This is a genomic window from Sphingobium sp. BYY-5, assembly GCF_022758885.1.
Classification (GTDB): domain Bacteria; phylum Pseudomonadota; class Alphaproteobacteria; order Sphingomonadales; family Sphingomonadaceae; genus Sphingobium.
In genome coordinates this window covers 687,174-710,315 of record NZ_JALEBH010000001.1, presented here as the reverse complement: position 1 = coordinate 710,315, position 23,142 = coordinate 687,174, and the positions used below count along the sequence as shown (strand labels likewise).

Sequence of the window (23,142 nt, the reverse complement as noted above, 5' to 3'; positions counted from 1 at the left end):
CTCTCTTATCTTATTCCGCCTGCAGGGGCGGTACGGAACGGGGCTGGCGATCTTCGCCGATCGCCACGAAGGTGAAGGTCGCCTGCGTCACCCGATAGGAACGGTCGTCATGGCGCGTGCGCCGCCAGGCTTCGACCGCGATATGCATCGATGTCCGACCAACCGATTTCAGCGACGCAAACACAGACACTTCATCGCCGACGACTACGGGACGCAGGAAAGTCATGCCCTCGACGGCAATCGTCACCGCGCGCCCATGGCTATGCCGGGCCGCGACGGAACCCGCCGCCGAATCCATCAGACTCATCAGCCAGCCGCCGAAAATATCCCCATAGGGATTGGTGTCGGCGGGCATGGCGATGACCCGCACCGCCGGACTGATTTCCGGCGGCTGCTCGTCGGGATGCGCCATCAGGCGAGCAGGCCGATCGGGTTTTCGACCAGCTCCTTGAAGACCTTCATCAGGCGCGCGCCGTCGGCGCCGTCGATCGCGCGATGGTCGAAGCTGCCGGTCGCCGACATGACGGTCGCGATCTGGAGCGAGTCATCAATGACATAGGGACGCTTGTCGCCCGCGCCGATCGCCAGGATCATGCCCTGCGGCGGGTTGATGACAGCCTCGAACTGCTTGATGCCGAACATGCCCATGTTGGACAGCGACGCGGTGCCGCCCTGATACTCCTCCGGCTTCAGCTTGCCGTCCTTGGCGCGGCTGGCCAGATCCTTCATCGCGGTCGAAATGGCGGCGACGCCCTTGCTGTCCGCTTCGGTGACGATCGGGGTGATGAGGCCGCCGGGGATCGACACGGCGACGCTGATATCGGCGCGTGCGAATTTCAGCATCTGGTCGCCGGCGAACTGGACGTTGCACTCAGGCACCTGAATCAACGCGACGCCCAGCGCCTTGATGAGCAGGTCGTTGACCGACAGCTTGATGTTGCGGCTGGACAGCCCGGCATTGAGTTCGCCACGCAGCTTGAGCAGCTTGTCGAGCTGGACGTCGACCGTCAGGTAGATGTGCGGCACCTGCTGCTTGGACTCGGTCAGGCGGCGCGCGATCGTCTTGCGCATACCGCTGAGCTTGATGACTTCGTGCGGAATGCCGAAATCCTGCGCGGCGGCAGCGGCAGGCGCAGGGGCGGCGGCTGCAGGCGCCTGGGCGGCAGCGACGGGCGCCGCAGCCTTGGCTGCGGGGGCGGCGCCTTCCAGATCCGCCTTCACGATACGGCCATTGGGACCGGAGCCGGCCACGGCCGACAGGTCGACGCCCTTGGCTTCGGCCAGACGGCGCGCCAGCGGGCTGGCCTTTACGCGATCGTCAGCGGCGGCAGCCTTGGCCGGAACAGCATCGGCCTTCGGCGCCGGCGCAGCGGCTTCCGCCTTGGCAGGGACCGGATCGGCCTTGGGTGCGGCTTCTGCCTTGGCCCCGCCAGCGGCAGCAGCAGCGACATCCTCGCCCTCTTCGGCGATGATGGCGATGACAGTGCCGACCTTCACGCCTTCGGAACCTTCGGAGACCAGGATCTTGGCGACCACGCCTTCATCCACCGCCTCGAATTCCATCGTGGCCTTGTCGGTCTCGATTTCCGCCAGCAGGTCGCCCGACGACACCGTGTCGCCCTCCTTGACCAGCCACTTGGCCAGCGTCCCTTCCTCCATCGTCGGGGACAAAGCGGGCATCTGGATCGTCTTGCTCATGCGTTCGGGGCCTCTTCTTGATTATCGGCTCGCGCCATTTGGCGCCCCGTTTCCACCCATTCTCCGGATCGGTCAAGCGACCGCTTGCGGAAGGGAGGTTTATGGCTCACATTTCACCTCACTGGTTCGTTGGGTGCATTTTCCCGACCATCGAGGCCATAAGTTCAACGCGGGGGCGATAAGAAATGCGGACATATCTGGTTGTCGTGGACGAATCGCCGGAGGCGGAAACCGCACTGCGCTTCGCCGCGCGCCGCGCCGCCAAGACCGGTGGCGCCGTCCGCATCCTGGCGCTGATCCCGCCGGCCGAGTTCGTCCAGTGGGGCGGCGTACAGGCGACGATGGAGGATGAAGCGCTGCAACGCGCCGAGGCGCTGGTGACGAGCGCGGCGGGCACGCTGACCGATGAATCCGGCATCCGTCCCAGCATCACCGTGCGTCAGGGCGATGCCGTGGCCGTGGTGCGCAAGACACTGGACGAAATGGACGACGTCGCCGCCCTGGTGCTGGGCGCAGCCGCCAGCGGCAATCCGGGCAAGCTGGTCACGCACTTTGCCGGAGCCGATGCGGGCAAGCTCCCCTGCCCCATCATGATCATTCCCGGCGGCCTCGATGCGGATGCGATCGACCGGTTGAGTTGATTTCCGTCATTGCGAGCGCAGCGAAGCAATCCATCGTCGTGACATTGGATTGCTTCGCTGCGCTCGCAACGACGATTGATACCCTACCGCTTATGCTTCCGCCGCTTCGCCCCCATATGCCGGATATTGGCAGGCCGCCCGCGCTTGATACCCGGCCGGGTGCGGTCGCGTTTCATCGGGCCACCACGCGGCGCGGGCGCATCGGGCAGCTCGAAGCGCAAGGCCCCGTTGATCGGGTCCGCCTCCGCCAGCCGCAATTCCAGCCGCTGCCCGACCGTATAGCGATCGCCGCTCTCCACGCCCTCCAGCGCCTTGCCCGCCTCATCGTAGAAGAAGCGTTCCGCGCCCAGCGTCGACACCGGCACCAGCCCGTCGCCGCCCAGCCCCTCGACCGTTGCGAAGAAACCGAAATTCTGCACGCCCGTAATCCGCGCCTTCACCACCTCGCCGACATGCGCGGCAAGATAGGCGGCGACATAGCGGTCCACCGTCTCGCGCTCCGCCTCCATCGCGCGCCGCTCATGGCCGGAGATCATCTCACCGACCCGGCCCATATTCTCATAATCATCCTGGCTCAGCGACGACCGGTCGGGGATCGCCCCGCCCTTGGACGCGGGCAGTTCCAGGCCGTAGGCGCCCACAAGCGCGCGATGCACCAACAGGTCGGCATAGCGGCGAATGGGTGAGGTGAAATGCGCATAACTGCCCAACGCCAGCCCGAAATGCCCCATATTCTGCGGCGCATAATAGGCCTGAGTCTGGCTGCGCAATATCTGCTCCATGATCAGGGGCTTTTCCTCCGCCTCGCCGATCTTCGCGATCAACTGGTTGAAGGTGGAGGGCTTCACCACCTGCCCCAGCGCGAAACTGATGTCGAAGGTCGCCAGATATTCCTTGAGCGACACCAGCTTCTCGCGGCTGGGCGGCTCATGCACGCGGTACATGACCGGCGCCTTCTTCTGTTCCAGCGCCTTGGCCGCCGCGACATTGGCGGCGATCATATAATCCTCGATCAACATATGGGCGTCGAGCCGCTCGCGCACCGCGACGCTGACGATCTTGCCATATTCGTCCAGCACCACGCGCCGTTCCGGCAGGTCTAGCGCCAACGGATCGCGCGCCTTCCTTGCCTTTTGCAGCAGCGCCCAACAGGCCCAGAGCGGCTTGAGGGACGGCTCCAGCAGGGCATTCTCCTGCTCACCGTCGATCGCCGCCTGCGCATTCTCATAGGCCAGCACCGCCGCCACGCGGATCACCGCGCGCGTGAAGCGCCAGGCCGTGACCTTGCCTTGCGCGTTGATGGTGAGGTGGCAGGCCATCGCCGCCCGGTCCTGCCCCGCACGCAGCGAGCACATGTCGGACGACAATTGATGCGGCAGCATCGGCACGACCAGATCGGGGAAATAGACGCTGTTGCCGCGCTTGCGCGCCTCCTTGTCGAGCGCGCTGCCGGGGCGGACATAGTAGCTGACATCGGCGATGGCGACGATCGCCTTATACCCACCCGGATTGGCTTCGTCCTCGTCGGGCGCGGCCCAGACCGCGTCATCATGATCGCGCGCGTCCACCGGATCGATCGCCACAATCGGCAGATGGCGCAGATCCTCACGCTTCTGCTCATGCAGCGGCAGGGCGGACGCCTGCACGGCTTCCTCCTCCGCCTGTTCGGGGAAGACATGGGGGATGCCGTATTTGTGGATCGCGATCAGGCTGAAGCTGCGCGGCGCGAAAGGATCGCCCAATATGTCGGTCACGCGCGCGAAAATGCGCGGCGGGCGGCCATGTGGCTCGGCCAGCACCAGATCGCCGGGCTTGGCCGTGCCAACGTCGCTGATCGGCGTGTCCTTGCGGATGCGCTTGTCGACGGGGCGCAGCCACAGCTTGCCGTCCGCCATCTCCTCGACCACGCCCAGCAATTCCTCGCTGGCCTTGGCGAGCTTTTTCATCACATGCGCGACCCAGCCGCGCCCGGCTTCTTCGGTACGGGCAAGGATGCGGTCGCCAATCGTCAGCGCGCCCCGTTTTCCCCGCTCCACCACGCGCAGCCGCGGCGCGGGCTGGCCTTCCGCCTCCCAGCGTTCGGGCGTCGCGATCAGGGTCGTGTCGTCGACATCTACGATCCGCAGCACCGTCACCTTGGGCACGCCGCCCATCTTGTGGAAGGCGCGGGCCGGACCGATGTCGATCAGCCCTTCATCCGCCATATCCTTGAGCAGCGCCTTGAGCGCGATCTTCTCCTGCCCTTTCAGGCCGAACGCCTTGGCGATCTCCCGCTTGCCGGCGGGCGTGTCGGACTCGGCGATGAAGGCTATCACCTGATCGCGGGTGGGGAAGCCGGCGGGCCGGACTTTTGCGCCAGGGGCGCGGGCTGTCTTCTGTTTCTGGGTGGATGCCATGGACTAGCTATAGGAAGACCGGGGGCCGCGCGCCAGTAGCCCCCGCAAAAGAGACCGGCCCTTGCCAATGTTCCCTATATGTTCTAATATTGCGCATGGCCGTGGAAAAGGGAAGAGGCGCAACGCAAAATCGCGAAAGCCAGCGCTTCAACTTGCCAGACCGACAAGCCGACGGCGACTGGCTCGACGCGGCGGAGGAGATTGACGGACCCAAGCACCGGCTCCGGACCGAGGTGACGGTCGAGCACCCCCGCACCATCATCGCCCGCAACAATTCCCCCGACATAGTTTTCAGCCAGTCGATCAACGCCTATCGCGGATGCGAGCATGGTTGCATCTATTGCTTTGCCCGGCCCAGCCACGCCTATCACGACCTGTCGCCGGGGCTGGACTTCGAAACGAAGCTCTTCGCCAAGCCGGATGCGGCCGTGCTGCTGCGCGCGGAACTCGCGAAGAAGAGCCATGTCGTCAGCCCCATCGCGATGGGCACCAACACCGATCCCTATCAGCCGATCGAAAAGGACTGGCGGATCACGCGGTCGGTGCTGGAGGTGCTGGCCGAAACCCGGCACCCCACCTTCATCACCACCAAGTCCGACCGCATCCTGCGCGACATCGACCTGCTGGCCGACCTGGCGCGCGACAATCTGGTGGCGGTGATGATCTCGGTCACGTCGCTCGATCCCCGGATCGCCCGCACCCTGGAGCCGCGCGCGCCGCATCCCGATCGGCGGATCGCGGCGATCGCGCGCCTGGCCGAGGCAGGCATTCCGGTGTCGGCGAACATGTCCCCCATCATCCCCGCCATCAACGATCATGAGATAGAGAGCGTGGTCGCGCGCGTGGCCGCCGCCGGCGCGCGCGACGTCAACTATATCCTCGTCCGCCTGCCGCACGAGGTCGCCCCGCTCTTCCGCGCCTGGCTGGCCGAACATCATCCCGATCGCGCGGGCAAGGTCATGGCCATGATCCGCGACATAAGGGGCGGCCGCGACAATGATCCGAATTTCGGCAGCCGGATGAAGGGACAGGGTGTCTGGGCCGACCTGATCCGCACCCGCTTTGTGCGTGCGCGACGGCGCGCGGGGCTAGGCGGCGAAAGGCTGGTGCTGCGCACAGACCTTTTTCGACCGCCCGAAGGCGCTCAGATGCGGTTGTTTTGAGGAACCATATTACTCAAAATTATTTCAAATCATCGACTTATCTGATCACTCTCATAGTGACTGAAGCGCTTGCCAAACTGGCGATTGCGCCATGCCTGCCACCGCGACAAGCCGAATAGGAGAATTGCAGGCAGCAGAATTACCGGCCAGAACCGAAAAGCCAGATCGAAATGCGTAACCGCCGCCAGAATGCCGCCAGTGGCGGCAGTCATCAGTCCCCATTCATAACGCCATTGATAAAGGTCATTGTCCGACCGGAAAACAGGCCTGATCACCCCATCACCATCCACACCCTTGCGAGATCGCAAGCGATATGCCCAGCCTGTTCGCCGTTCCATCATCACCCCACCAGCCGCATACCCGACCGCCGCGTCCGGGTGCGATACCCGTCCGCCTTCACGTCCATCCGCTCGAAACGGTGGATCGACAGCCCCGCTATCGTCGCAATCGCGTCCACCTGGTCCGCGCCCAGACTATATTGGTCGCCCAGGAACAGCCGCGCTGCCTGGTCCTGACCCACCCGCGCGCGCAGGAAGACCTCGCTTCTCCCGCCGCTCGCCCCGGCGAGCAGTTCGGCCAGCGCCGCCACCGCCTGCGCCGTTTCCACGTCCACCGTCAGTTCCATCCGCGATGCGCTGGCGATCTGGCGGAACGGCTCGACCCCGCGCACCGTCACACGCGGCGTTTCCTCACCCGGCAGCCGGTCCAGTTCGACGATCAACAGCGCACAATCGCCATCGGCCGCCAGTTCCTCGATCGCCTTGCAGGCCCCCTCGTCGAAACAACTAGCCTGAAACTGGCCGCTCTGGTCCGAGAAGGTCGCGTTGGCATAGCGCGCGCCACGCTTGGTTTCGCGCCAGCGCACATCCTCCACCATCGCTGCCATGATCGTCATCACGCGGCCTTCCGCGTTGGGCGTGCCCATCGGCGCCTGGCAGATGACGCCATAGCTGCGCGCACCGCGGGCTTCGGCCAGATGCCTGTAGCGATCGACCGGGTGGGCGGAGAAATAGAAGCCGAATGCCTCCTTCTCCTGCGCCATGCGGTCCGCCACGGTCCAGGCCTGATGCGGGGGCACGCGAACATCGGCATGGGGCGTCTCGACATCGCCGAACAGGCCACCCTGCCCGCTTTCGCGCGCTTCGGCATTGCTGGATGCGACCGACAATATGGTTTCCGCCGCCGCGTGGACGCCCGCCCGGTCGGCATGAACGCCATCGAATGCGCCCGCCGCCGCCAGGCTTTCCAACTGCCGCCGGTTGAGCAGGCGCGGTTCGATCCGGTCGGCGAAATCATCGAGATTCTTGAACGACCCCGCCGCCTCCCGCTCGGCGACAAGCTGTTCCATCGCCTTCTCGCCCACGCCTTTCAGCCCGCCCAGCGCATAGCGCACGGCAAAGCCCAGCCGCGCATCCTCGCCCTCATAGGCCACAGCCTCGACCGAAAAATCGGCCTGGCTGCGGTTGATATCGGGCGCCAGGCAGGTCAGCCCCATGCGCCGCATATCGTCCACGAAAATGGTCAGCTTGTCGGTCAGATGGATGTCGAACGCCATCGACCCGGCATAGAATTCCGCCGGATAATGCGCCTTCAACCATGCCGTCTGATAGGCAAGCAGCGCATAGGCCGCCGCGTGGCTCTTGTTGAAGCCATAGCCCGCAAACTTGTCGATCAAATCGAACAGTTCGTTCGCCTTCGCAGGCTTGATGTCGCTCGCCGCGCAGCCATCGACAAAGCGCGACCGCTGCGCGTCCATCTCGGCCTTCACCTTCTTGCCCATGGCGCGGCGCAGCAGGTCGGCGTCGCCGAGCGAATAGCCCGCCAATATCTGCGCGGCCTGCATCACCTGTTCCTGATAGACGAAGATACCATAGGTCTCTTCCAGGATCGGTTTCAGGAGAATATGCGGATATTCAATATCTTCCTGCCCGTTCTTGCGACGTCCAAACATCGGGATATTGTCCATCGGGCCGGGGCGGTAGAGTGACACCAGCGCGATGATGTCGCCGAAATTGGTCGGACGCACGGCGGCCAGCGTCTTGCGCATCCCTTCCGATTCCAACTGGAACACGCCCACCGTGTCGCCGCGCTGGAGCAGGTCGTAGACCGCCGGATCATCCCAGGCGAGCGTGTCGAGATCAATCTTGACCCCACGCGCGCTGAGCAGTTGCACCGCCTTTTGCAACACCGACAGCGTCTTGAGGCCGAGAAAGTCGAACTTCACCAGCCCCGCGCCTTCGACATATTTCATGTCGAACTGCGTCACCGGCATGTCGGATCGCGGATCGCGATAGAGCGGCACCAGTTGCTGCAACGGCCGGTCGCCGATCACCACGCCCGCCGCATGGGTGGAACTGTGGCGCGGAAAGCCCTCCAGTTTCATCGCATAATCGATCAGCCGCTTGACCTGCGCGTCATTGTCATATTCCGCCCGGAACTCCGACACGCCGTTCAGCGAGCGCTCCAGCGTCCAGGGATCGGTCGGATGGTTCGGGACCAGCTTGGCGAGCCGGTCGACCTGGCCATAGCTCATCTGGAGCACGCGCCCGGTATCCTTGAGTACCGCGCGCGCCTTGAGCTTACCGAAGGTGATGATCTGCGCCACATGGTCCGCGCCATATTTCTGCTGGACGTAACGGATCACCTCGCCGCGCCGCGTTTCGCAGAAATCGATGTCGAAGTCGGGCATCGACACACGTTCCGGGTTCAAAAACCGTTCGAACAGCAGGCCCAGTTGCAACGGATCGAGGTCGGTGATGGTCAGCGCCCAGGCGACGACCGACCCCGCGCCGGAGCCACGGCCCGGCCCCACCGGAATATCATGATCCTTCGCCCATTTGATGAAGTCGGCGACGATCAGGAAGTAACCGGGAAAGCCCATCTGGATGATGATGTCGGTCTCGAATTTCAGCCGGTCCAGATAGGGTTGCCGCGCTTCGTCCGACACGATGCCCAGCTTCGCCAGCCGCGCGTCCAGACCCGCGCTCGCCTGCTCGCGCAGCATCCGCGCCTCGCCCTCGATATCGCCGGCCAGGCTGGGCAGGATCGGCTTGCGCTTGGGCGCGGCGACGGCGCAGCGCTGCGCGACGACCAGCGTATTGGCCAGCGCTTCGGGCAGATCCTCGAACAACCGCTTCATCTCGCCCACCGGCTTCATCCAGGCGTCGGGAGAGCTGGTGCGGCGGTCAGGCGTCTCGACATAGGCGCTGTCGGCGATGCACAGCATCACGTCATGCGCCTCATGGAAATGCGGTTCGGCAAAGCAGGTGGGGTTGGTCGCCACCAGCGGCAGGTCGCGGGCATAGGCCAGGTCGAGCAGTTGCGGTTCCGCCTTCCCCTCGACCGGATCGAGCCGGCGGCAAATCTCTATATAGAGCCGTCCCGGAAACAACGCCTCCAGACGCTGGACATAGGCGATCGCTGCATCCGGCTGGTCTTCGGCGAACAGGCGCGCCAACGCGCCCTCCCCGCCCGCCGTCAGCGCGATCAGGCCATCGGTGCGCCCCGCCAGCACTTCGATCGTGACATGCGGCACTTCCTCGACCGGCCGGTCGAGATGCGCCATCGACACGAGCGCGCAGAGATTATCATAGCCCTTCGCATCCTGCGCATAGAGGGCGATCCAGTCATGCACCGGCGGCGCATTGGCCGGCCGTCCCGGCCGCAATATGCCCAGCATCGCGCCGATGACCGGTTGCACCCCTTCACCCTTGCAGGCGTCGGAAAAGGCCATCGACCCGTACAGCCCGTTCCGGTCCGTAATCGCGGCGGCGGGAAAGCCCAGCGCCTTGGCCTGCTTGGCGATCTTCTTGGGATCGATCGCGCCTTCGAGCATGGTGAAGGAGGAAAAGACGCGAAGCGGGACGAACGGGGCATGAGGCATCGGGTCAATCTACCCCCTCCCGCCGATTCGACGCCACCCCTCATGGAAGAAAGCTGTGGGTAATATCGATGCGCGATATATTGGCAGGCCCTTCGACTGCCTGCTTGCAGCAGGCGCTCGAAGGGCCGGGGAACATTATCTCACCCACTCGTCAGCGCGAAACGGGGTTTGAAGTGGGATAGCTTCTAGGCCAGATCGACATTCCCGGTTTAGGAGGCTTCCTACGCCGTCATGCCGGACCCTTCGACAGGCTCAGGACAGGCTTGATCCGGCATCCAGGGCCACAAAGGGCGGCACCTGCGACTCTGGATGCCGGATCAAGTCCGGCATGACGTTGAACATAAGGCCAAGGCTTCTGCTTTAACCTGAATGTCGATCCGCCCTATTACAACTCCGCCAAAAGCCAGGATAGTAATGACGGGAGGGATCAGTCCGATGCCCCCTGACCGTCGGCTCCAGCCGCTTCCTCCAACTGCCCTTCGTGCAGGCGGACCACCCGGTCCATCTTCGCCGCCAGCCGTTCATTATGGGTGGCCACCAGCGCCGCCGATCCTTCGCCGCGCACCAGCCGCAGAAATTCGGCCAGCACGACATCTGCGGTCCGCTCGTCCAGGTTGCCGGTCGGCTCGTCCGCCAGCACCAGTGCGGGCCGGTTGGCCAGCGCGCGGGCGACCGCGACGCGCTGCTGCTCCCCGCCCGACAATTGGCTCGGCCGATGGTCCAGCCGATGGCCCAGCCCCAGCGAGGTCAGCAGCGACTCCGCCCGCGCCCGCGCGCTCGCCATGTCCACGTCGCGGATCACCTGCGGCAGGATGACATTCTCGGTCGCGTTGAAATCCGGCAGCAGATGGTGGAACTGATAGACAAAGCCCAGCGCATCGCGCCGCAACCGGGTGCGCCCGTCATTGTCCAGCTTCGCCGCTTCCTCGCCATTGATGCGGATCGATCCCTCAAACCCGCCCTCCAGCAGGCCGACCGCCTGGAGCATGGTCGATTTGCCCGACCCGGACGGCCCCAGCAGCGCGACGATCTCGCCCGGCCCGACCGACAGGTCGACGCCGCGCAACACCTCGATCGTTACGCCACCCTGGGTGAAGCTGCGGGTAAGGCCGTTGACCTTCAGAACATCATTCATAGCGCAGCACCTGCACGGGATCGGTATTGGCGGCCTTGAAGGCCGGATAAAGCGTAGCGAGGAAGCTGAACAATAGCGCCATCACACAGATGACCGTCACTTCCACCGGGTCGGACTTGGACGGCAATTCGCTCAGGAACCGGACGGAGGGGTCCCAGAGATTCTGACCCGTAACGAACTGGATCGCATCGACCATATTCTGGCGGAAGAAGAGGAAGGTGAAGCCCAGCGCCATGCCGGCCGCCGTCCCCAGCGCGCCTATGGTGACGCCCACCGTCATGAAAATCTTGACCAGCCCCGTCCGGCTCGCCCCCATCGTCCGCAGGATCGCGATATCGCGCGTCTTGGCGCGTACCAGCATGATGAGCGAAGACAGGATGTTGAATACCGCGACCAGCACGATGATCGACAGGACGACGAACATCGCCACCCGCTCCACCGCCAGCGCCTCGAACAGCGAAGCGTTCATCTGCCGCCAGTCCTGCACGACCGCACGTCCCGCGACTTTCGCCGCCAGCGGCTCCAATATCTGCCCGACTCTGTCGGGGTCGACCGTCTGCACCTCGATCATGCCGACGACATCGCCCAGCAACAGCAATGTCTGCGCATCCTGGATCGGCATGATGACCAAGGCCTTGTCATAATCATACACGCCGATCTCCACGATCGCCGCAATCCGATAGGCGATCTCGCGTGGCGCCGTGCCGAACGGCGTGGCACGGCCCGCAGGATTGATGATCGTGATGGTGTCGCCCAGTTGAAGGCCCAGATTTTCCGCCAGCCGCGATCCGATCGCTACGTTCCCGCTTTCCGGTTTGAGGGCATTCAGGCTACCGCCTTTGACATTCTTTATCAGCGTTGAACTGGACCGGATGTCGGGCACGGTCATGCCACGCACCAGCACGCCTTCGACCCGCCCCTGAAAAGTGGCGAGCAATGGCTGATCGATCATCGGCGTGGCGCTGGTGACGCCCGGCGTCGCCTTCGCCTCCTTCAATATCGACTGCCAGTCGGGCAACCGTCCGCCATAGCCCTGCACCACGGCATGGCCGTTCAGGCCGACGATCTTGTCGAATAGTTCGGCGCGAAAGCCGTTCATCACGCTCATCACGATGATGAGCGCGGCGACACCCAGCATGACCGCGACCAGGCTGATGCCGGCGACGAGGAAGATGAAACCCTCCCCCTTGCCGGGCAACAGGTAACGCTTGGCGATCATGCGTTCGTAGCGGGAGAGAATCATGTGGCGCGGACGGCCCTTCGAATAATGGTCTGGTTTATCATCTAGAGCTTGATCGGTTGAGGGGAAAGCGCTTTGCGTAGCTCCCGAAAAACGGGAATCAGGCTCTATTCAAATAGATGAGGCCTGTGGCGCGCCCGGCAAGCATTGCCGGATTGTTGCATCCCCGCCACAGCGTCGGATCGAAAATCACAGCAGCCCGATTTTGCCCGTGACACGGGGGGTCGCCGGTCATAGCAAGACACTCGAAGCACAGGTGAAAGGCCGTGGTTCAGGGATACTGCATCCCGCTTCGAGCTTAGGGGGCTAAGAAGCGGTTGAGGCAGGCCAAGGGGGAGACGAGCAATCGTCCATTAAGCACCCGGATCGTGGAAACATGATCCGGGTGCTTTTTTGTTACTGCGCCCGATGCGCTTCATTGGCGATTGGACAAAGCGTCCTACCCCCGGATGCATCCGTCTCGCCAGCGGCCCTTGAAAGGGCAATTCACCGAACCATATCAAGTTCGTCCCGGTCGCCTCAAAAAGGGGCCGGGCGCAGTATCGCCGGATGCCAGTCATTGGGTTCGGCATGTTCATTTTGCTCTTTGGGAGATTATGACAATGCGTGGTTTCGACCTTACCCCCTATCGCCGCTCGACCGTGGGCTTCGATCGTCTTTTCGATCTGATCGAAAATAATGCCCGCCTGAGCCAGGGCGACAATTACCCCCCCTTCAACATCGAACGCCTGTCGGAAGACCGTTATTGCGTGACGCTGGCCGTCGCCGGCTTCCGCGCCGATGAAATCGACATCACGGCGCAGCAGAATCTGCTCCAGGTGATCGGCCGCAAGGATGAAACCTCTTCCACCGACCGGTCGAAGTTCCTGCATGTCGGCATCGCAAATCGCAGCTTCGAGCGCCGTTTCGAACTCGCCGACTTCGTGCGGGTGGAGAAAGCCGATCTTGCCGACGGCCTGCTGACGATCGAACTGGTGCGCGAGATTCCCGAAGCGATGAAGCCCAAGAAGATCGCCGTAAATGGCGGCCAGGTGGTGGACATCACCACCAAGGACCGCGACGCCGCCTGATCGGGCAATGCCGACACGAAAGAAGGGCGCGACCGCAAGGCCGCGCCCTTTTCATTGCTCCATTTGGAAACGATCGCCCATGATCGTTCCGCCCTGAACGGTGTGAACTTCGGCGAGACGGGGGATCAAATCTCGACCTGGCTGCCCAATTCCACGACGCGGTTGGTCGGCAGGCGGAAAAATTCCATCGCACTTTCCGCGTTGCGCAGCATCCAGGCGAAGATCTTCTCCCGCCACAGCGGCATACCCGGCTTGGCCGACGGCAACAGCGTCTGGCGCGCGAGGAAGAAACTGGTGTCCATCATCTTGAACGCCTGGCCGCAGCCGGTGACATTCTTGAGCGCGGCGGGCACGTCAGGCTCCTGCATGAAGCCATAATGCAGCACCATACGGAAAAAGCCCCGGCCCAGATCCTCCAGCTTGCAGCGGCCATCATCCTCGACGATCGGCACGCCCTTGATCTTGACGGTCAGCAGAATGACCCGCTCGTGCAGCACCTTGTTATGCTTGAGATTGTGGAGCAGCGCGTGCGGCACGCCATCGGGCGTCGATGTCATGAAGACCGCGGTGCCGGGCACGCGCACCGCGCTATTGGCGGCGGAGGCGACGAACACCGGGATCGGCATGGCCGCTTCGCGCAGACGATCCTGCACCAGCCGCCGACCGCGCGACCAGGTGGTCAGCAGCGTGAAGATGATGAAGCCGATCAGCAGCGGGAACCAGCCGCCATAGGGCACCTTGGTCAGGTTTGCCGCCAGATAGGCGCCATCGACCACGAAGAAAACGAACAAAAGCGGCGCGGCATAATACCATTTCCAGTGCCACAGCCGGTAGAGCAGCACGGTCAACAGCAGATTGTCGATGAACATCGCGCCGGTGACAGCGATGCCATAGGCTGCGGTCAGGTTGGACGATGTCTTGAACACCAACACCAACAGGATGACCATCGTCATCAGCCCCCAGTTGATAAGGGGGATGTAAATCTGGCCGGCGGCCGAGGCGCTGGTGTGGGCGATGCGCAGGCGCGGCATGAAGCCGAGCTGGATCGCCTGCTGCGTGACGGAGAAAGCGCCGGAGATCACCGCCTGCGACGCGATGATCGCCGCCAGGGTGGCCAGCACGACGAGGGGCAGTTGCCCCCATTGCGGCGCGAGATTGTAGAAGGGGCTGTGCAGCGCCGGCGCGCCCTCGCGAAACAGCAATGCGCCCTGCCCCATATAGTTGAGCATCAGCGCGGGCAGTACGAAGAAAAGCCAGGACACGCGGATCGGGCTGCGACCGAAATGCCCCATATCGGCATAGAGCGCTTCCGCGCCGGTCACGGCCAGCACGACCGATCCCAGCGCCAGGAAGGCCGGTAGCGGATCGGTGACGAAGAACATCACCGCCCAATAGGGATTGAAGGCATAGAGAATGCCCGGCGTCTTCACGATCGACAATATGCCCAGCGTCGCGATCGTGACGAAATAGGTCAGCATGATCGGGCCAAACAGCGCCGCGACCCGATTGGTGCCCAGTCCCTGTATCCAGAAAAGCCCGAAGAGGATCAGCACCGCCACCGGCAGGATCGCCGGCGCCAGGTTCGGATTATAGACCGCCAGCCCCTCGACCGCCGACAGCACCGACACCGCCGGGGTTATCATCGAGTCGCCGTAGAAGAGCGCGGTGGCGAACACGCCCAGCAATATGATGCCGCGCGACCAGCGCTGCGTCCTGGCCTGGCCGTTGATGAGCGCCAGCAGGGCCAGGCTGCCGCCTTCGCCCTTATTGTCCGCGCGCATGATGATGCTGACATATTTCAACGTCACCACCAGCATCATCGACCAGAACATCAGGCTGATGACGCCCAATATATGATCGGGGTCGAGGTCGAGATGATGATGGCCCGCGAAGGTTTCACGAAAGGCGTATAGGGGGCTGGTGCCGATATCGCCGAACACGATGCCGATCGAGCCGATGACCAGCTTCAGCGTCGCCTTCTGCCGCGCATGGCTATGGCTAGCCTGCTCCTCGTCAGTCGAGGACGGCGCGCTATTGGGAAGGAGATCAGCCATGAAGGAAAAGCCGAGTGGTCATGCTCGTTTCGACACCCATTCGGGGAGACGACGGTGGAACCGGTCGCTTACCCCCGTAAACCGCCGCGCCCTATCACGGCTCCGGGAAGCGCGCAATGCGAACGCTGCACTGCATCATCGCGCCGAAGGCGAACCCGCCGCCAGCATGGAGTCGATACGCGCGATATTCGCTTCCAGTTCCGCCTTGACCTGGCTGCCCGCCGGAGCACTCGCGGCCAGCGGCGCCCAAAGGTCTCGCGCGGCCTGAATTTGCCCGGCGCGGGCCAGTGCAAGCCCGTAGAAATAGCGCGGCGCCGGCCCTTCGGGATCAAGCACCAGTGCGCGGCGGTAAGCGAAGTCCGCGCCAGGCGAGATCACGCCATCGGCATGAGCCACCAACGCATTGCCCAGCCCCAGCCAAAGATTGGCGTCGTCGGGCGTGGCGCGCAGGCCGGAAAGCAGGACATTGGCCGCTTCCTTGGTCTTGCCCTGTCGCGCCAGGCCATCGGACAACATCATCCACTGAGCCGCCGGGCCGAACCGTTCGGCAAGGCCGCGCCGCCGTTCCGCCAGCTTCTCGTCAAAGGCATCGCCCTTGGTCTCGGCCAGCTTGCGCGGCGCGCCCGCCAGGCCCGGATGCCCCTGCCAGGCATAGCCGGCCAGGCCCAGCAACAGCGCAGCGGCGGTGATCTCTCGCGTCGAGCGCGGAATGCGGCCGATGACCAACATGGCGGCAAAAGCCAGCGCCGCCAGGCCAAAGGCGATGAGCCAGCCCGTCATCGTCCCTTCCTCCGCTTGATTCGTCCGCGCAGCAGCAACAGCCCAAATCCCAGCAACAGGAGCGGCGCAGCCCAGAGCGGCCAAAGAATCGGGGCGGCCGTCGGCGCATAGCTCACCCAGTCGCCATAGCGCGACACCAGCCAGGCGCGAATCGCCTCAGGCTGCTCGCCCGCCATGATCCGCTCGCGAATCTGCGATCGCATGTCACCGGCCATGCTGGCATTGCTGTCGGCGATCGACTGGCTCTGGCAGGTGAGGCAGCGAATGGTCTCCATCAGCGCCTTGGCCTTGTGCTCCTGCGCCGCGTCGGGGATCTGACGGTCGGCCCAGGGCGCGGGCGGCAAGGCGGTCTGCGCGGCGAGCGGCGCGGCGACGAGCGCCAGCAGGAAAGCGAGCCACAACTTCACTGCGCATCCCTCAGCCGGTCGAGGATCATCGGCACATCGTCGGCACGGATGTCACCGATATGCTGGTAGGCGATGCGCCCCTTGCCATCGATCACGAAAGTTTCCGGCACCCCCGAAGAGCCAAGCGCCATCTGCACTTCGCTGCGCGCATCGAGCCCGATGCGCGCATAAGGATTGCCATAGCGCTTGAGGAAGCCGTCGACATCGAGCCGGGCGTCGCGAATCGCGATGGCGTCAATCTCCACCCCCGCCTGTTTCAACGCCATCAGTTGCGGCGCTTCGGCGGCGCATGGAACGCACCAACTGGCAAAGATATTGAGCAGGCGCGGCTTGCCGGTCGCCAGTTGCGCGCTGGCCAGGCTTGACCGGTCGCTGGCCCCGGCCGGCAGGGTGAAGGCCGGGAGCGGATGGCCGACCAAGCGCGAATGGATGATGCGATCGTCGGGCTGGAACAGGCCGCTGGCGAACAGGCCGATAAAGGCCAGGAACAGGACGAGCGGCAGCCAGATCAGCAGCTTCCTCATGCCTCGCTCCTTCCCGCGCGCCATTTCAGCAGCCAACCGCGCCGTTCCCGCCCGACCAGCGCCAGCGCGCCGCCCAGCGCGATCAGGACGCCCCCCAGCCAGATGAGCGTGACGAAGGGCTTCCACCAGATGCGGAGCTGCCATCGGCCATCCTCCACCTCATCGCCCAGCACGACATAGAGCTGGCCGTTCCAGCGGGTCAGCAGCGCGGCTTCGCTGGTGGTCGTCGGCGGCGAGGAGAAGAAGCGCGATTGCGGGTGAATGAGGACGGGCGTGCCGCCACGGTCAACCTGCATATCGGCCTGGAGCGCGGTCCAGTTGTCGCCGGCAAGGGGCCTGATCTGGACGAAACGCAGCGTCCAGCCGGCGGTCTGGATCGTGTCGCCGGGGCGGGCCGCGACCAGCTTTTCGACGGTGAAGGCCGAGTCGCAGGCCATGCCGGCCAGACTGACCGCGCAGCCCAGATGCGCGATGACCATGCCCCAGGTGAAGAGCGGGGTGCGCAGCAAGTTGCGTTTCCAGAGCGGAGCCATGCTCGCTCCCCCCACCGACAGGGCAATGACCAGGCCAAGGAAAGGCAGGATGCCCGTCCGTCCCCAGGCAAAAGCGAACAGCAAAACGGACACCAGAAGCGCAATGATGGCGGGCACTAGCAAACGTTTGCCAACAGCCGCTGCCCGGTCGCGCCGCCAGCGGACGAGCGGCCCCACCGCCAGCGCGATCATCAGCGTCAGCGCGATCGGCCCGGCGATCCGGTCGAAATAGGGCGCGCCGACCGATACTTTGTGGCCAAAGGCTTCGGTCATCAGCGGATAGAGGGTGCCGATCAGCACGATGCCCAGGATCACCGAGAGCAGCAGGTTGTTGACGACCAGCATGGTCTCGCGGCTGACCAGTTCGAAGGGCGCGCCTTCGCGCACCGATCCGATGCGCCAGCCGAACAGCGCCAGCGCCCCCCCGATATAGAGAGCGAGCAACGCCAGGATGAAGCTGCCGCGCGAGGGATCGACGGCGAAGGCGTGGACACTGGTCAGGATGCCCGAACGGACCAGGAAGGTGCCGACCATCGACATGGAGAAAGCGATAACCGCCAGCATGACCGTCCAGGCGCGCAGCGCGTCACGGGTCGCAAGCACCGTGACGCTGTGCAGCAGGGCAGTCGCCGCGAGCCACGGCATGAGCGAGGCGTTTTCCACCGGGTCCCAGAACCACCATCCGCCCCAGCCCAGCTCATAATAGGCCCAATAGCTGCCCGCCGTGATGCCCAGCGTCAGCAGCACCCAGGCGGCCAGCACCCAGGGACGCATGGCGCGGGCGAATGCCGCGTCCACCTGCCGCGTCAGCAGCGCGCCGATCGCGAAGGAAAAGGCGACCGACAGGCCGACATAGCCGAGATAGAGGGTCGGCGGATGGAAGGCGAGACCGGGGTCCTGAAGCAGGGGGTTCAGCCCCTGCCCGTCCGGCGGCGGCGGATCGATCCGCGCGAAGGGGTTGGAGGAGAAGAGCAGGAAAGCATAGAAGCCGAGGCTGATCGCCGCCTGCCCGCCCAGCGTCGCCATATGGGTATCGCGCCGCAACGCCCGCTCGAACAGGGCGACCGCCGCGCCCGCGACGCCCATCACCGTCACCCAGAGCAGCATCGACCCTTCATGATTGCCCCAGGTTCCGGCGAATTTGTAGAGCCAGGGCTTCATCGAATGGCTGTTGGTCGCGACCAGCAGCACCGACATGTCGGAGCGCAGGAACAATGTGATGAGCAGCGCGAAAGCGATCGCGGTCAGGACGCCCTGCGCCACGGCGGCGGGGCGGACGGCGGCCAGGAGTTCGGGCTTGCCACCCCTGAGACCCGCGAAGGCGAGAACAAGCTGGAGCAGCGCCAGCGCGGCGGCGAGCCAAAGCGCGGCGAGGCCGGTTTCGGCGATCATGGGAAAGGCTCCGCCATTGAATAATCCTCCCCTTGCGGGCGGGGCAATCGCATATGGCCTTTCGCCTCTCTGCAATCGTCATGCTGAACTTGTTTCAGCATCTATCGCGCCTCCGGGTCCGACAAACCAGGAGGCGAAATGGACCCTGAAACAAGTTCAGGGTGACGAAAAAGGATAGAGCAGATCCATATGCGATTGCCCGGCCCTGTAAGGGGAGGATGATGGTTGCAGGCCAGACGGAGGGGTGTTCCGCTATCGATAGGGTGACACCCCTTCACCGGCTTCGCCGGTCCCCCTCCCCTTAAAGGGGAGGAATGGTGGTGGCGCATCCTCACCGTTCCGCCTTCATCTCGTGCGTGGTTTCGTTATAGCTCATCCCCTCCAGTTCGCGGGGCATGTAGCGTTCGTCATGCTTGGCGAGCAGGTTGGTGGCGATGAAGGTGCCTTTCCCGTCGAACGATCCCTCCGCGACGACGCCGCTGCCTTCCTTGAACAGGTCGGGCGCGATGCCGCTGAAGGTGGCCGGCACGGTCGCCTTGCCGTCGGTAACGTCGAAACGGATGGTGACGCCATCGGGCGCGCGGTGCAGGCTGCCCTTCACCACCATGCCGCCCAGGCGGATGGCCTTGCCAGGTTCGACGCCCTTGGTCTTCACATCATTGGGCGCGTAGAAATAGGCTGCCTCATCCTTCAGCGCCGACACGGCAAGCAGCCCCGCGCCGATGATCGCCACCAGCGCCGCGAGCGCCAGGATAAGCCTTTGATGCTTTGCTTTCACTTTCGGGCTTTCATGCGCGATCAGACAGTTTCTCGGCCGTCGTCTCGGCGCCGCGCATCGCGCGCCAGCTCATAAGACTGACGATCGCGGTCCCGACCGCCGTCACCATATAGGCAGCTATCACGAAAGCCCACTGGTTCATTCCTATCCCCTCGCCCCTATCCGCGCGTCAGGCGCTGCATTCGCGCCTCGACCTTATTTTGAGCCAATATAGCCCGCATCCGCATCAGCACGATCGCCGCGAACCACAGGCTGAAACCCAGCAGCGTCAGACCCAGCGGCCAAAGCAGCGATCCATCGATGCTGGAGCCGCGCAGCGTGATGCTCGGCCCCTGATGCAGGCTGTTCCACCACACCACCGAACGGTTGATGATCGGAATGTTGACCGCCCCCACCAGCCCGAAAATGGCGGTGACATTGCTCACCCCACCCTGCCCGTTCGCCTGCCCCTGACGCGCGCTGGCATTGGCAAGGGCGATATAGCCAAGATAGAGGAAGAAAAGGACGAGCATGGAGGTCATCCGCCCGTCCCATTCCCACCATGTTCCCCATGTCGGGCGTCCCCAGATGGAGCCGGTTATGAGGCAGATGGCGGTGAAGAGCGCGCCCGGCGCGGCGATGGCCCGGCCCGCGACGGCGGCGAGCGGGTGGCGCCAGACCAGTTGCATCAGCGCCGCGATGGTGATGCCGGTCCACCCGCCCATGCCGAGCCAGGCGGCAGGCACATGAATATAGAGTATGCGTACCGTCTCACCCTGCAGATAATCGGCCGGCGTCACGAACAGGCCGCACGCCACGCCGATCAACAATAGCGCCAGCCCCAGCCAGAACAGCCAGCCGGTCAGCGGACGCGCGATCTTCAGGAAGCGGGCGGGATTGGCGAAACGATGCATCGGGATTGTGTGTAGCGACGGCGGATGCGTCGCGCCAGTGGGGCATTTTGCCGATAGCGCAGCGGCGCAGACAGGCTCCGGCTCCCCGGCCACAGCCCGGACAAGGCCCGGAAACACAGCGTTTACTTAGCCTTTCCTCGCTTTTTTGTGACAAGGAGGCGACAAACGAACCTCAAGCGACTATATGCGCGCGGACAGGCAGGCCTTCATGGGCCTGCCATGAACGGCAATGGACCCGCTCACACCCATGTTTACGACCAATCCCTTCGACGACGACAAGTTGCGCGAGGAATGTGGCATTTTCGGCGTTTCCCGTGCGGAAACGGCGTCCGCCATCGTCGCGCTCGGCCTTCACGCTCTGCAACATCGCGGGCAGGAAGCCGCTGGCATCACCAGTTGGGACGGGCATGATTTCCATACCCACCGGGCGATGGGCCATGTGGCGGGCAATTTCGACCGGGACGAAGTGATTCGCGGCCTGCCCGGCGACACCGCCTGCGGCCATGTGCGCTATTCGACCACGGGCGAAACATCGCTGCGCAATGTCCAGCCGCTTTATGCGGAACTCAATTCCGGCGGGTTCGCCATTGCCCATAACGGCAATATCTCCAACGCGATGAAGCTACGCCGCGAACTGATTCGCCGCGGTTCCATCTTCCAGTCGACCTCGGACACCGAAGTCATCATCCATCTGGTGGCGACATCCAGCTACCGGACGCTGCTCGACAAGTTCATCGATGCGCTCAAGCAGATCGAGGGCGCCTATTCGCTGATCGTCATGACCCCGGAAGGCATGATCGCCTGCCGCGATCCGCTGGGCATCCGCCCGCTGGTGATGGGCAAGCTGGGCGACGCGACCATTTTCGCATCGGAAACCGTGGCGTTCGACGTGGTCGGCGCGGATTATGTCCGCACCGTCGAGCCGGGTGAACTGGTGATCGTCACCAATGAGGGCGACATCCGCTCGCACCGGCCGTTCGGCGAAACGCACGCACGGCCCTGCATCTTCGAACATGTCTATTTCAGCCGTCCCGATTCGATCATCGACAATTCCAGCGTCTATTCGGTCCGCAAGGCGATCGGCGCGCAACTGGCGATCGAGAATCCGGTCGATGCCGATTATGTGATCCCCGTGCCCGACAGCGGCGTACCGGCAGCGATCGGCTATGCGCAGCAATCGGGCATCCCGTTCGAACTGGGCATCATCCGGTCGCACTATATCGGCCGCACCTTCATCCAGCCGGGCGACAAGGTCCGTCACCTGGGTGTGAAGCTGAAACATAATGCCAACCGCGCGCTGATCGAAGGCAAGCGGATCGTGCTGATCGACGATTCGATCGTGCGCGGCACCACCAGCCTCAAAATCGTGCAAATGATGCGCGAATCCGGCGCCGCCGAAGTGCATATGCGCATCGCATCGCCACCGACCAAGCATAGCTGCTTCTACGGCGTCGACACGCCGGAGCGCACCAAGCTGCTGGCGCACAAGCTGGACATTGGCGGGATGCAGGATTTCATCCATGCCGACAGCCTAGCTTTCATTTCGATCGACGGCCTCTACAAGGCGCTGGGCGAAACGAAGCGCGCTGACATCCGCCCGCAATATTGCGACGCCTGCTTTACCGGCGATTATCCCACCACCCTCACCGATCAGGATGACGTGGTGGTGCAGAATCAACTGGAACTGCTCGCCGAGCGGGTGGTCTGACGACCTTCGGGGCGGCCCGTCGCGGCCGCCCTTTCTTATGCGGGATAATGGATTTGCCGCATCCTGCGGTCGATCCTATGCCCCATCTTCATTTCCTCCCTAAAAAATGCCCCTCGACAGGGCGAACGGAGCATGGATGTCTGACCTCCCCCTTTCCGGCAAACTGGCTTTAGTGACCGGCGCGAGTCGTGGCATCGGTGCGGCAACGGCCGAAGCGCTGGCGGCGGCAGGTGCGCATGTCGTGCTGACGGCGCGGACGTCGGGCGCTCTGGAAGAAGTGGAGGAGCGCATCCACCGGGCGGGCGGCAGCGCGACGATCGCGCCCCTCGACCTGACCGACGGGGAAAGCATCGGACGCCTGGCACAGGCCATTGGCGGGCGCTGGCAGGCGCTCGACATCCTGGTCCTAAACGCCGCGACTCTGGGATCGCTGGCAGCGGTCCAAGCGATCGACGCCAAGGAATTTGCGCGGCTGCTGACGCTCAATATCGGCGCGCCACAGGCACTGATCGCGGCGTTCGACGGCATGTTGCGGGCGAGCGGCGACGCGCGCGTGGTCGCGCTGACCTCATCGGTTGCGACGCCGCGCGCCTATTGGGGGGCCTATGGCGCGTCCAAGGCGGCGCTGGAGACTCTGGTCGGCGCCTATGGCGAGGAAGTGAAGAATATCTCCGCCATACGCACCCATATCGTCGATCCGGGCGCGACCCGCACGGCGATGCGCGCGCGCGCCTTTCCCGGCGAAGATCCAGCAAGCCTCAAGGCACCGGAGGTGGTTGCCGACGCCATTATGCAATTGGTCACGGCCGATACGCCGACCGGGCACAGGATGCGGATCGAGGGCTGA

General features: G+C 64.0%; 20 protein-coding genes. 5 read left to right on the top strand and 15 right to left on the bottom strand.

The window, feature by feature from the left end; all coding sequences use genetic code 11:
• Positions 1 to 10 precede the first annotated feature (10 nt).
• Positions 11 to 412, bottom strand: a complete 402-nt coding sequence (locus MOK15_RS03485; protein WP_242930335.1) for an acyl-CoA thioesterase — start codon at positions 410 to 412, stop codon at positions 11 to 13.
• Positions 412 to 1,698 carry a pyruvate dehydrogenase complex dihydrolipoamide acetyltransferase gene (locus tag MOK15_RS03480; RefSeq protein WP_242930334.1) on the bottom strand — a complete coding sequence of 429 codons (1,287 nt, stop codon included), beginning with the start codon at positions 1,696 to 1,698 and terminating at the stop codon, positions 412 to 414. Before MOK15_RS03480 ends, MOK15_RS03485 begins: the two co-directional genes overlap by 1 nt.
• A gap of 185 nt (positions 1,699 to 1,883) precedes the next feature.
• Here MOK15_RS03480 and MOK15_RS03475 point away from each other — a divergent pair, with 185 nt between their 5' ends.
• Positions 1,884 to 2,339, top strand: coding sequence for a universal stress protein (locus tag MOK15_RS03475; protein WP_242930333.1), 456 nt, complete (start codon positions 1,884 to 1,886; stop codon positions 2,337 to 2,339).
• Between the two features lie 83 nt (positions 2,340 to 2,422).
• Here the strand turns inward: MOK15_RS03475 and rnr are convergent, their stop codons facing one another.
• On the bottom strand, positions 2,423 to 4,735 hold the full coding sequence (rnr, locus tag MOK15_RS03470; RefSeq protein WP_242930332.1) for a ribonuclease R: 2,313 nt from the start codon (positions 4,733 to 4,735) through the stop codon (positions 2,423 to 2,425).
• A gap of 95 nt (positions 4,736 to 4,830) precedes the next feature.
• Between rnr and MOK15_RS03465 the strand changes: the two genes are divergently transcribed.
• The gene (locus tag MOK15_RS03465) at positions 4,831 to 5,898 is read left to right on the top strand and encodes a PA0069 family radical SAM protein (RefSeq protein WP_242930331.1); all 1,068 of its coding nucleotides are present in this window, start codon (positions 4,831 to 4,833) and stop codon (positions 5,896 to 5,898) included.
• A gap of 29 nt (positions 5,899 to 5,927) precedes the next feature.
• On the opposite strand, the gene MOK15_RS03460 is transcribed toward MOK15_RS03465, so the two are convergent.
• From MOK15_RS03460 to MOK15_RS03445, 4 genes are all read right to left on the bottom strand, one after another.
• Complete coding sequence (locus tag MOK15_RS03460) at positions 5,928 to 6,239, bottom strand: hypothetical protein (protein WP_242930330.1); 312 nt, start codon at positions 6,237 to 6,239, stop codon at positions 5,928 to 5,930.
• On the bottom strand, positions 6,239 to 9,781 hold the full coding sequence (gene dnaE / locus MOK15_RS03455) for a DNA polymerase III subunit alpha (RefSeq protein ID WP_242930329.1): 3,543 nt from the start codon (positions 9,779 to 9,781) through the stop codon (positions 6,239 to 6,241). Before dnaE ends, MOK15_RS03460 begins: the two co-directional genes overlap by 1 nt.
• A gap of 427 nt (positions 9,782 to 10,208) precedes the next feature.
• Positions 10,209 to 10,916 carry an ABC transporter ATP-binding protein gene (locus MOK15_RS03450; protein WP_242930328.1) on the bottom strand — a complete coding sequence of 236 codons (708 nt, stop codon included), beginning with the start codon at positions 10,914 to 10,916 and terminating at the stop codon, positions 10,209 to 10,211.
• Complete coding sequence (locus tag MOK15_RS03445) at positions 10,909 to 12,159, bottom strand: lipoprotein-releasing ABC transporter permease subunit (RefSeq protein WP_242930327.1); 1,251 nt, start codon at positions 12,157 to 12,159, stop codon at positions 10,909 to 10,911. Before MOK15_RS03445 ends, MOK15_RS03450 begins: the two co-directional genes overlap by 8 nt.
• A gap of 593 nt (positions 12,160 to 12,752) precedes the next feature.
• On the opposite strand from MOK15_RS03445, the gene MOK15_RS03440 reads away from it, so the two are divergent.
• The gene (locus tag MOK15_RS03440) at positions 12,753 to 13,226 is read left to right on the top strand and encodes an Hsp20 family protein (protein ID WP_242930326.1); all 474 of its coding nucleotides are present in this window, start codon (positions 12,753 to 12,755) and stop codon (positions 13,224 to 13,226) included.
• 125 nt (positions 13,227 to 13,351) lie between these two features.
• Here the strand turns inward: MOK15_RS03440 and MOK15_RS03435 are convergent, their stop codons facing one another.
• The 8 genes from MOK15_RS03435 to ccmC all read right to left on the bottom strand — a co-directional run bounded on the left by MOK15_RS03435 (position 13,352) and on the right by ccmC (position 20,587).
• Positions 13,352 to 15,280 (bottom strand): potassium transporter Kup, encoded by a 1,929-nt coding sequence (locus MOK15_RS03435; protein WP_242930325.1) that lies wholly within the window; start codon positions 15,278 to 15,280, stop codon positions 13,352 to 13,354.
• 135 nt (positions 15,281 to 15,415) lie between these two features.
• Positions 15,416 to 16,060, bottom strand: coding sequence for a tetratricopeptide repeat protein (locus tag MOK15_RS03430; protein WP_242930324.1), 645 nt, complete (start codon positions 16,058 to 16,060; stop codon positions 15,416 to 15,418).
• Positions 16,057 to 16,467 (bottom strand): cytochrome c-type biogenesis protein CcmH, encoded by a 411-nt coding sequence (locus MOK15_RS03425; RefSeq protein ID WP_242930323.1) that lies wholly within the window; start codon positions 16,465 to 16,467, stop codon positions 16,057 to 16,059. The genes MOK15_RS03430 and MOK15_RS03425 overlap by 4 nt, the downstream gene beginning before the upstream one ends.
• A complete protein-coding gene (locus tag MOK15_RS03420) occupies positions 16,464 to 16,991 on the bottom strand; it encodes a redoxin family protein (RefSeq protein ID WP_242930322.1) in 528 nt (175 codons plus the stop codon). The genes MOK15_RS03425 and MOK15_RS03420 overlap by 4 nt, the downstream gene beginning before the upstream one ends.
• The gene (locus tag MOK15_RS03415; protein WP_242930321.1) at positions 16,988 to 18,916 is read right to left on the bottom strand and encodes a heme lyase CcmF/NrfE family subunit; all 1,929 of its coding nucleotides are present in this window, start codon (positions 18,914 to 18,916) and stop codon (positions 16,988 to 16,990) included. The genes MOK15_RS03420 and MOK15_RS03415 overlap by 4 nt, the downstream gene beginning before the upstream one ends.
• A gap of 331 nt (positions 18,917 to 19,247) precedes the next feature.
• Positions 19,248 to 19,694, bottom strand: a complete 447-nt coding sequence (ccmE, locus tag MOK15_RS03410) for a cytochrome c maturation protein CcmE (RefSeq protein ID WP_242930320.1) — start codon at positions 19,692 to 19,694, stop codon at positions 19,248 to 19,250.
• 10 nt (positions 19,695 to 19,704) lie between these two features.
• Positions 19,705 to 19,836 carry a hypothetical protein gene (locus tag MOK15_RS21830; RefSeq protein WP_278254109.1) on the bottom strand — a complete coding sequence of 44 codons (132 nt, stop codon included), beginning with the start codon at positions 19,834 to 19,836 and terminating at the stop codon, positions 19,705 to 19,707.
• 16 nt (positions 19,837 to 19,852) lie between these two features.
• Positions 19,853 to 20,587 carry a heme ABC transporter permease CcmC gene (gene ccmC / locus MOK15_RS03405; RefSeq protein WP_242930319.1) on the bottom strand — a complete coding sequence of 245 codons (735 nt, stop codon included), beginning with the start codon at positions 20,585 to 20,587 and terminating at the stop codon, positions 19,853 to 19,855.
• 247 nt (positions 20,588 to 20,834) lie between these two features.
• On the opposite strand from ccmC, the gene purF reads away from it, so the two are divergent.
• Both purF and MOK15_RS03395 read left to right on the top strand, forming a co-directional pair.
• On the top strand, positions 20,835 to 22,295 hold the full coding sequence (gene purF, locus MOK15_RS03400; protein WP_242930318.1) for an amidophosphoribosyltransferase: 1,461 nt from the start codon (positions 20,835 to 20,837) through the stop codon (positions 22,293 to 22,295).
• 136 nt (positions 22,296 to 22,431) lie between these two features.
• Positions 22,432 to 23,142 (top strand): SDR family NAD(P)-dependent oxidoreductase, encoded by a 711-nt coding sequence (locus MOK15_RS03395; protein ID WP_242930317.1) that lies wholly within the window; start codon positions 22,432 to 22,434, stop codon positions 23,140 to 23,142.